The sequence below is a fragment of the Capillibacterium thermochitinicola genome (genome assembly GCF_013664685.1).
GTDB lineage: Bacteria > Bacillota > UBA4882 > UBA10575 > UBA10575 > Capillibacterium > Capillibacterium thermochitinicola.
Genome location: NZ_JAAKDE010000077.1, coordinates 1 through 8,857, shown reverse-complemented (window position 1 = coordinate 8,857; position 8,857 = coordinate 1). Strand labels below are relative to the sequence as shown.

Annotated in this window: 9 protein-coding genes, 2 tRNA genes and 2 pseudogenes; 2 read left to right on the top strand and 11 right to left on the bottom strand. The window is 51.2% G+C overall.

Features of this window, described 5'->3' with window-relative positions; genetic code table 11:
• Positions 1-174: 174 nt before the first annotated feature.
• Positions 175-251, top strand: a tRNA-Arg gene (locus G5B42_RS11625).
• A 140-nt stretch (positions 252-391) separates the two neighbouring features.
• Here the strand turns inward: G5B42_RS11625 and G5B42_RS11620 are convergent.
• Positions 392-691 (bottom strand): hypothetical protein, encoded by a 300-nt coding sequence (locus G5B42_RS11620; RefSeq protein ID WP_181340633.1) that lies wholly within the window; start codon positions 689-691, stop codon positions 392-394.
• Between the two features lie 250 nt (positions 692-941).
• On the opposite strand from G5B42_RS11620, the gene G5B42_RS11615 reads away from it, so the two are divergent.
• Positions 942-1,017: transfer RNA gene (locus tag G5B42_RS11615), tRNA-Arg, on the top strand.
• Between the two features lie 134 nt (positions 1,018-1,151).
• Here the strand turns inward: G5B42_RS11615 and hisIE are convergent.
• From hisIE to G5B42_RS11565, 10 genes and pseudogenes are all read right to left on the bottom strand, one after another.
• On the bottom strand, positions 1,152-1,802 hold the full coding sequence (hisIE, locus tag G5B42_RS11610) for a bifunctional phosphoribosyl-AMP cyclohydrolase/phosphoribosyl-ATP diphosphatase HisIE (RefSeq protein ID WP_181340632.1): 651 nt from the start codon (positions 1,800-1,802) through the stop codon (positions 1,152-1,154).
• Positions 1,799-2,557 (bottom strand): imidazole glycerol phosphate synthase subunit HisF, encoded by a 759-nt coding sequence (hisF, locus tag G5B42_RS11605; protein WP_181340634.1) that lies wholly within the window; start codon positions 2,555-2,557, stop codon positions 1,799-1,801. The genes hisIE and hisF overlap by 4 nt, the downstream gene beginning before the upstream one ends.
• A 37-nt stretch (positions 2,558-2,594) precedes the next feature.
• On the bottom strand, positions 2,595-3,320 hold the full coding sequence (gene hisA, locus G5B42_RS11600; RefSeq protein ID WP_181340631.1) for a 1-(5-phosphoribosyl)-5-[(5-phosphoribosylamino)methylideneamino]imidazole-4-carboxamide isomerase: 726 nt from the start codon (positions 3,318-3,320) through the stop codon (positions 2,595-2,597).
• Between the two features lie 34 nt (positions 3,321-3,354).
• Positions 3,355-3,949, bottom strand: a pseudogene (gene hisB / locus G5B42_RS11595) (imidazoleglycerol-phosphate dehydratase HisB).
• The gene (hisD, locus tag G5B42_RS11590) at positions 3,921-5,237 is read right to left on the bottom strand and encodes a histidinol dehydrogenase (protein ID WP_181340630.1); all 1,317 of its coding nucleotides are present in this window, start codon (positions 5,235-5,237) and stop codon (positions 3,921-3,923) included. The pseudogene hisB and the gene hisD overlap by 29 nt, the downstream one beginning before the upstream one ends.
• Entirely contained in the window at positions 5,234-5,890 is a 657-nt protein-coding gene (gene hisG, locus G5B42_RS11585) for an ATP phosphoribosyltransferase (RefSeq protein ID WP_181340629.1), read from the bottom strand. Before hisG ends, hisD begins: the two co-directional genes overlap by 4 nt.
• A 12-nt stretch (positions 5,891-5,902) precedes the next feature.
• Positions 5,903-7,057: an ATP phosphoribosyltransferase regulatory subunit gene (gene hisZ, locus G5B42_RS11580; RefSeq protein WP_181340628.1), complete on the bottom strand. Its 1,155-nt coding sequence runs from the start codon at positions 7,055-7,057 to the stop codon at positions 5,903-5,905.
• A 105-nt stretch (positions 7,058-7,162) separates the two neighbouring features.
• Positions 7,163-7,402: pseudogene (locus G5B42_RS11575) on the bottom strand (acetamidase/formamidase family protein); the annotation flags it as partial.
• A 307-nt stretch (positions 7,403-7,709) separates the two neighbouring features.
• Positions 7,710-8,339 (bottom strand): CPBP family intramembrane glutamic endopeptidase, encoded by a 630-nt coding sequence (locus G5B42_RS11570; RefSeq protein WP_181340626.1) that lies wholly within the window; start codon positions 8,337-8,339, stop codon positions 7,710-7,712.
• 82 nt (positions 8,340-8,421) lie between these two features.
• Positions 8,422-8,757, bottom strand: coding sequence for a CPBP family intramembrane glutamic endopeptidase (locus G5B42_RS11565; RefSeq protein WP_181340625.1), 336 nt, complete (start codon positions 8,755-8,757; stop codon positions 8,422-8,424).
• Between the last annotated feature and the right edge of the window lie 100 nt (positions 8,758-8,857).

The window sequence follows — 8,857 nt, the reverse complement described above, 5'->3', positions numbered from 1 at the left end:
CACCATTATATGGACTCAACTTCCTTTGTTCTCTTTCTTGTCCGCTTTCAAGTTTACCCGGTTCCGGCTAATTTGTAAAGACTACCGCCATACCCCTAAAAACAGGAATGAAGACCGCTTCACCAGTCCTTGACTTTACGACCGGTTTATGATAATATATTAGCTGTCTCTAGTGCGCCCGTAGCTCAGTTGGATAGAGTGTTTGACTACGAATCAAAAGGTCGCAGGTTCGAATCCTGCCGGGCGCGCCATTTTTTATATACTATATACCGTCAAAATAAAACCAGAGGAAACCCCTCTGGTTTTGTTCTTTAAAAATGTAACTCTTCCCACCAACTGCCAACAAAATCCCGCAAGAAACTGTACTGTTTAATTTTTTCCCTTTGTCCCGCTAAGAGGGGTACCGGCTCTCTCCACAGATTGAACCGCCGAAAAGGTCTTTGCTCTCCTCGTAAAAACGATCGGCCAGATTCTTCAGGCAATAAGTCAGTTTCTTTAAGCACTCCACCGATAGACCCTGGTTAGTGGCGGAGATCTCTTGTTCTCCACCGCTTTGCATTTTTTCCCACGCACCAGTCAGGGGATTTTGAAAATAAAAGTTTTGGTCTTTTCCGTTGTAAATCCCTGTTACTTTTATTTTGAGCAATGGATTTCTTTTTACAACGGCAATTGTATATTTGATTGGTGCCATTGTCCCGCCCTCCTTCGGCTCCCCTTTTATTTCTATTTTATGTAACGTGCTATAATTTGTTGCCAAAAGCGACAATTACTCTAAAGTTATCTTTCCGGTAGCCGATAAAATTAGGGACAAGGATGTCTCCCCCTAAATTGACACGGACGTCCCGCCTCACCTCCCGGTGAGGCTTTACTATGTCCGGCGTGGACCTCTCCTCTTGCACCAATCAAGCAATTTTGTTATAATTAAAGGGATATGGAGAAACGGCCCCGTAGCTCAGTGGATAGAGCAGCGGTTTCCTAAACCGCGTGTCGGACGTTCGAGTCGTCTCGGGGCCGCCATTTTTTATTTTCATACTAATAAAAAACCCCCGTTTAGAAACAGGGGTTTTTTCTATGCCCGAAACTTTTTTCTATACCCGAAACCCCGGGGTAAACCCGGGAACAGAGCCGCTTTTCCGGAATTAAAGAAACCCTTACCGCCGCCTTCTCAGCTCCGCAAAGATATCCGCCAGTTCAATGTTCCGTTCAACCAGAAGCACCATCAGATGGTAGAACAGATCGGCGGTTTCGTACACCAACTCTTCTTTACTTTTGTTCTTGGCGGCAATAATCACTTCCGCGTTTTCCTCGCCCACCTTCTTCAGAATCTTGTCGAGCCCCTCTTTAAAAAGGTAGGTGGTGTAGGAGCCTTCCGGCAGCTGTTCCCGCCGCTCTTGGATCAGACTGTATAATTCGTAAAGAATCGCCGGTCCTTCCCGCCCGGTCGCATACATTAGTGCCGGGTCGACCAATTTGTTCTCAACTTCGTTTCCCTCCAGATCCTGGTAAAAACAGGAGTAATGTCCCGTGTGGCACGCGGCCCCGGTCTGTTCCACCAGGATGAGCAGGGCATCCCGGTCACAATCGTACATCATTTGTTTAACTTTTTGCCGGTGGCCGGAAGTTTCCCCCTTCATCCACAAACAATTCCGGCGCCGGGAGAAAAACCAGGTTTGGCCGGTCTCCCTGGTGCGTTGGAGCGCCTCGGCATTCATGTAGGCCACCATCAAGACCCGACCGCTCTTGTAGTCCTGAACCACCGCCGGCACCAAACCATTTTCATCAAAGCGGATCTCTTCCGTCATAACCGCACCTTCACTCCTCTATCAGCCAGAAATTGTTTCGCTTCCGCAATCGTGTAACGGCGGAAATGGAAAATGGACGCACAAAGCACCGCATCGGCTTTGCCCTGCACGATGGCGGCCCACAGGTGTTCAAGGTTGCCGGCCCCGCCGGAAGCGATCACGGGAATTTGCACCTGCTCACGCACGGCGGCCGTTAATTCAAGGTCATAACCGTCTTCCGTCCCGTCCTTGTCCATACTGGTCAAAAGAATCTCCCCGGCCCCCAGCGCCGCCACTTCTTTGGCCCAAGTGACCGCATCCAACTGGGTCGGGACCTTGCCGCCGTTAATATAAACCCGCCAAAACCCCTCCGCCTCTTTTCGCGCATCGATCGCGGCGATTATGCGCCGGCGGCCAAACTCTTTGGCTCCAGCCGCAAGCAAAGACGGATCCTTTACCGCGGCGGAACTGACGGCCACTTTCGCCGCTCCCGCCTCTAGGAGCCGGCGCATCCCCTCAAGATCACGGATCCCACCACCAACGGTCAGGGGAATCGAAATCTGCCGGGCTGTTTTCGCGACCACATCCACCATCGTCTGCCTTCCTTCACTGGTCGCCATTATATCAAGAAAGACCAGTTCATCGGCACCCTCCTGGTCGTAAAATGCCGCCAGTTCCACCGGATCGCCCGCATCGCGTAAGTTTTCGAAATTAACGCCCTTGACCACCCGCCCGTTGCACACATCAAGGCAGGGTATGATCCTTTTCTCCTGCAATTTCAACCATCTCCACCTGTTTTATTTTTTAACCGCCTTAACCCGCCGCCGCCAAAGCTTCCGCCAGGCTAAACGCCCCGTTATAAAGGGCCTTCCCGATAATCACCCCGGAAACACCCACCGCTTCCAGCTTTTTCAGCTCCTGAATGTCCCGGAGCGAAGAAACCCCACCGGAGGCTATGATCTTAAGCCCGGTTTTCTCCGCCATCTTTCTGGTGGCCATGATGTTCGGTCCCGTCAGCAACCCGTCACGGCTAATATCGGTAAAAACTGCCGTGGTAACCCCCAGCTTCCGCATGGCTGTCCCAAAATCCTCCGCGGAAAGCTCCACGGTCGAAACCCATCCTTCTACCGCCACCCGGCCATCCCGGGCGTCAATACCGATAATGATTCTTTCCGGCCCGAATTCTTCCAGCAATTCTTGGACAAATTCGGGGGCGGACACCGCTTTGGTCCCGATGATGACCCGGGCAGCCCCCAGCTCCAGGATTCTTTGGACATCGGCGCGGCTGCGCAGTCCCCCTCCCACTTGAAAAGGAAGATCGACCGCCCGGGCGATCCGCTCAATACTCTTCAGATTACGGGAAGAACCGGAAAAGGCCCCATCCAGGTCGACCACATGTAACCACGCCGCCCCCTCCCGGGCAAACCGGCGGGCCACTTCATCCGGTTTGTCCGCATAAACCGTCTTTTGGTCGGCCCGTCCCTGGACCAAACGGACACACTGCCCGTCTTTCAAGTCAATCGCCGGAAAAACAATCATCAACATCGCTCCATCGTGGTAATTGGATTAAACGCTAAAGGGTTTCCTTCGAACTCCAAACCCCTTCCACCCGTGATTCAATGGCAATCGCCTCTTTCAACGCACGGCCAAACGCCTTAAAGATCGCCTCAAGAATATGGTGGTCGTTCTCCCCGCGAATTAAATCGATATGGAGGTTCAGGCCGCCATAATTGGCCACGGCCTGAAAAAATTCCTTGGCGTTTTCCACGGAAAAATTCCCGATCTGTTCCCTTTTTAAGTCCACGTTGTAAACCAAGTAGGAACGGCCGGACAGATCCAGGACCACCCGGGCCAAAGCTTCGTCCATCGGCACCGTGGCCTCGCCATAACGGTTGATCCCTTTTTTGTCCTTTAGGGCTGCTTTGAGGGCTTGCCCCAGGCAGATCCCAACATCCTCTACCGTATGGTGGTCATCAACGGCCAGGTCCCCCCCTGGCCTTCACTTGTAAATCGCACAGACTATGAACGGCGAAAAGCGTCAGCATGTGGTTGAAAAAGGGGACCTCCGTCTCGATCTCGTGCTGCCCGCTCCCGTCAAGCACCAAGTTGACCATTACTTCCGTCTCGGCGGTCTTTCTTTCAATTTGGCCGGTTCGCTTCGTCGCCATTGGCCTTCTCCTTTCTAATCCGCACCGAATTGGCATGGGCTGTTAAGCCCTCCACCGTGGCCAGTTTAATGATGTCATCCGCGGCTTGCCGGATCCCCGCGCAGGAATAGAACAACAAACTGGAGGTTTTCAGAAAAGTATCAACGGTCACCGGAGATTTGAAACGCGCGGTTCCTCCCGTCGGTAGGATGTGGTTGGGCCCGGCGTAATAGTCACCAACCGGTTCCGGCGTGTATTTCCCCATAAAGATAGCCCCCGCATTCTTCACCTTACTTAGCAAGGCAAACGGATCCTCCACCATCAATTCCAGATGTTCGGGGGCAATCCGATTCGCCACCCGGCAGGCCTCCTCCAGATCGGCCGTCAGGATAAAAGCCCCGTTCCTGACCAGCGCCTGTTCGATAATCTCCCGCCGGGAGAGATCCTTGATTTGCTTTTGGAGCTCCGCTTCCACCCGGTCAAACAAAGCCTCTTCATCCGTGACCAGAATACACCGGGCCATGATGTCATGTTCGGCCTGGGACATCAGATCCGCCGCCAGGTAGGCGGGATCTGCTTTGCCATCGGCAATGATCAAAATCTCACTAGGCCCGGCCAGCATATCGATGTTCACTTCGCCATAGACCATTTTTTTGGCCACCGTTACGTAAATGTTCCCCGGGCCGGTGATCAAATCCACCTTTTGGATGGTCTCCGTCCCCCGGGCCAGGGCAAAAACGGCCTGGGCACCACCCATCTTATAGATCTCCTCGATTCCCAGTTCCGCCGCGGCCACCAGCGTATAAGGGTTGACCTCCCCTTTGGCGTTGGGGGGCGTGGCCATCACCAGCTCCCTGACCCCGGCCACCTGCGCCGGAATCGCATTCATCAGCACTGAAGAAGGGTAGGCCGCGGTTCCCCCCGGAACGTAGATCCCCACCCTCGCGACCGGCCTGATGATTTGGCCCAGAATATTCCCTTGTTCATCCGGCTCAAACCAGGAGTTTCTCCGCTGCCGGGCATGAAAAGCCCTTATCTTCGCAATAGCCGCCCTTATGGCCTTGAGAAAATCCTCATCCACCAGCGTATAAGCCCGGTTCAGTTCGGCGGGGCTGACCTTGAAGTTTTCCTCCGTGATCTCCGCCCCGTCAAATTTCCGGTTATATTCAAAAATCGCCTGATTACCCCGGGCGGCGACTTCCCGGCCGATCGCAGCAACCTGTTCCGCTATTTGTTCCAAATCGGCCTGGGTCGCCTGGAGAAAAGCGTCCAGGTCTTCATGGGCTGTGTTGATCCGCCTGATTTTCATCGGCTTTCCCCCTTTTTTGCCTTCTCCTGCATAATCTGGACCAATGGTTCAATCCGGTCAAACTTCGTCCGAAAACTGACCCGGTTTGAGATTAAACGAGAGGTCGAGTCCATAATATGGACCAGTTCAACCAGGTTGTTTTCGCGCAGGGTTCGCCCGCTGGAGACAATATCCACAATCATATCGGCGATCCCAATCAGCGGGGCCAGTTCGATATTGCCGTGGAGTTTAATCACTTCCACCTGCATTCCCTGGTTACGAAAGAATTCTTCGGCCACCCGGGGAAACTTGGTGGCGACCCGCCGGTAATTCAGATCCTTTAACCGCACATTCTTCATGTGTTCCGGTACCGCCACCACGAAGCGGCAAGCGCCAAAACCCAAATCCACCAGTTCAAAAACGTCTTTTTGTTGTTCAACGATGACGTCCTTGCCCACAATACCCAGATCCGCCGCGCCCTGTTCGACATAGGTGGGAACATCCGTGGGCCGGCACATTAAATATCTGACCCTTTCGTCGGCAAAAGTAAAGACTAAGTTCCGTGTATCCTCGGAAACCCCTTCGCAGGGAAGGCCCACCGCCGCCAACAGCTCCAACGTAGACCGGAGTAAATTCCCCTTACAAAGGGCAATCGTTAAATAATCATTTTGCATCTTCTCTCCCACCTAATCCAGGTATAATACTTGGCAGTTGCCGATCTGTTGGGCTTTTCGCTCCAGCTCTTCCCTGGTACACTCTTGCACGTCGGCTTCGACGATATAGCCCCGGGCCCTCAGTTCTTGGGCTTTTTGGACGACCTGTTTCCAGTCGGTGCCGCCGACCAGATAATGGGCCGCTTCCGCGTCCGGTTCCTTTAAGACCAGCGCCAACCGGTCCATCCCGATGGCAAAACCCGTCGCCGGGCAGGCGAAGCCAAACTGGTTGAGCAGGTTGTCGTAGCGTCCCCCGCCCAACAAACCATACCCCAGCTCCGATGAATAGCCTTCAAAGACAATCCCTGTATAATAATCCAAACCGCGGAGGACACCCATATCAATCACAATATGATCGGCAACGCCATAAGCCTGAAGATCTTCATATACTTTCAGTAATTCCGCCACTGCTTGTGCCGCCCGGCGGTTATTTTCAACCTTGCCCAGCTGGTCCAGAACTTCAATCCCACCATGGAGCACCGGCAGGCGGGCGATGGTTTCTTTAATCGCGTCATCGCAGTGGGAGTTGTTCAAGACCCGCGCCAGTTCCACCAGGTCTTTCTTCTCCACCAAATGCCGGACCAGTTTTTTCTCTGCTTCCGTCATCCCGCTCTCCGCCAAAAGGCTGTTGAAGATCCCAATCTGATTGAGACTGATCTTAAAACTGTCCAACCCGATTGTACGTAAAGTGTCCACCGCAATGTTGATCACTTCGGCATCAGCCCGGGCCCCCGGCGCGCCCAACAACTCAATGCCCATTTGCCAGAATTCGCGGTACTGCGCCTTCTGGGGCTGAACATGCCGGAAGACATTGGCAATATAACACAAGCGCTGGGGAAAAACTGCCTCCCGCAGATGGGTGGCAGCCATGCGGGCAATCCCGACCGTCATTTCCTGGCGCAAAGAGACAATTCGCCCTTCCCGGTCGATAAATAAAAATAACTCCTCCCGGATGTCCCGGCATGTCCCGGCCTCGATCACTTCCAGATATTCAAAGGTCGGCGTCCGCACTTCCTTATAACCATAGCTCCGGAAAAGGTCGAGCGCCTTTTTCTCCATTTTACGGCGGATTTTCACTTCATCGGGCAGAAAATCCCGTAGCCCTTTGGGTATCTCTCTGTTTCTCATCCTGATGCTCCTTCTGGGTTATGCTCCTTCAGTGCGGCGGTCCATTGTTTGCACCGCGCCTATTTCCCGAACTCCACACCATAACTGGCCAAGATCTGGTTGGGCTTGGATCGTCACTTTCAGCACATCCCCCGGTTCCGCCCCGTTCACGAAAACCGGCCCGGTTGCCGGATTAACCCGCTGCCAATCGAGGGTTTCCAACTTATCGTCGTCCGTACAAATCTGGTTGGCAAAACAGTCCATGGTCTCGATCTCAACTTCTTCACCCGGATTAACCTGGAGAACCGGTTTGTTTTCCTTGTCAAAGCTGAATATATGGTGATCACCGGATAATTGGTATCGCATCCTACTCGCTTCCTCGGCTTCAAATTGTTAGTTAAATTATATTATACCTATTTTCAGGAGTTATTGGAATAAAAAAGTGGCGGACACGTATTTCCTTTCGACTTTAAAGACTTTTTAACTGCTTTTCTACTCAAAAGGTATGCATCCAGCCAAGGATAGTTCAATCCTGGTCCTCGGCCTACAAAATTACTACCATTTCTTTTTTTTATGCTTTTCTCCCGCAATCAACGTTCTTTTCAAACTTTGATCACTGGAAATTTATATTACACACCACCGAACCGGGAACCATCCTCCAACTGTTTGTTGATTACAGGTTGACCGGGCCAATAACCGACAAATACGAAATGATATTGTATAAAGAATGAGCCAAAATACAACTGACCAATGCGCCCGTCTTTATATATAACAAGCCCAAGATCAGACCACAGACCAGCGCTGATATGGTTTGTACAAAGTTAAAATGAAGAACCGAAAAGAAAAAGGTCGAGAGTAAAAGAGCAGGCGCAATACCATATTTATCCTGCAAACTATTTAATATACAACCCCTTATTAAGATCTCTTCTACCACTGGCGCCATTAAGCATACGCGGATGAAATTTATAACCGGGTATCGCCTTAATTGCGCAATTGTCTGCCTATACTCCTCGGCACTGGCAACAAAGACGCGATCTAGCAAGGGATCCAAGAAATTATCCAATACAAGAAAAAATAATATTGCACTGCCACAACCCAATAAAACTCCGTTTAATGATACACGGCGAAAAACGCCGACGTTTAACTGATACTTCTTTATTAAAACAAAAATAAAAATGCTATTCAAAGCAATCAAGGTGAAAAGATGAAGCCATGCCGCCGAACTACCATTACTTATCGTTTTCCAGAGCATCTCATTTAGTAAGGCCGGGATGATCCCACAAATGATAAGATAAGCACTCATCCACCTAACCGTTGTCTTAATGCTAATTACCCTTTGGTGCAAACCCCCACCCTCCCACATAAGACTAATCGGCTTGAACATTTTATGTGACGAAATTAAGACACCCGAAGATATAAATGTAAAAGTCCACTAAAAAGTGGAGCAGAAAGGCCCAGAAAAAGCCCCTGGTCTCCAGCATGCTTTTTCCTAATATATAACCAAGAAAACTGGCCATTATTATCCCAATTATCCCGGCGGGGGCCCCGTAATAGTGGCCGATCCCGAAGTAAAGGGTGGAAATGGCTAAAGCATGTTTTTGCCCGACGACACTCTCCAGGACACTTAAGAACGAAGCGCGGTACACCAACTCTTCGTAAAAAGCATTTATTACCGCAAATATTATAATTGCCGGTAGAGAGCGAACTATAATGCCCCCCATTGTCAAGACACGAAAAAATTCTAGTAAGTTATCCTCCTTTTCGTGTTTATATGTTCAGGCAACTTTATGAGCCTGCATACCGTTGTAGACCTGAGATGGG

Bases quoted from the DNA above. Each gene is read 5' to 3' on its own strand.
- G5B42_RS11620 (WP_181340633.1), bottom strand. From the start codon at position 691: ATGGCACCAATCAAATATACAATTGCCGTTGTAAAAAGAAATCCATTG.
- hisIE (WP_181340632.1), bottom strand. From the start codon at position 1,802: ATGACGGAAGAGATCCGCTTTGATGAAAATGGTTTGGTGCCGGCGGTG.
- hisA (WP_181340631.1), bottom strand. From the start codon at position 3,320: ATGATTGTTTTTCCGGCGATTGACTTGAAAGACGGGCAGTGTGTCCGT.
- hisD (WP_181340630.1), bottom strand. From the start codon at position 5,237: ATGAAAATCAGGCGGATCAACACAGCCCATGAAGACCTGGACGCTTTT.
- hisG (WP_181340629.1), bottom strand. From the start codon at position 5,890: ATGCAAAATGATTATTTAACGATTGCCCTTTGTAAGGGGAATTTACTC.
- hisZ (WP_181340628.1), bottom strand. From the start codon at position 7,057: ATGAGAAACAGAGAGATACCCAAAGGGCTACGGGATTTTCTGCCCGAT.
- G5B42_RS11570 (WP_181340626.1), bottom strand. From the start codon at position 8,339: ATGAGTGCTTATCTTATCATTTGTGGGATCATCCCGGCCTTACTAAAT.
- G5B42_RS11565 (WP_181340625.1), bottom strand. From the start codon at position 8,757: ATGGGGGGCATTATAGTTCGCTCTCTACCGGCAATTATAATATTTGCG.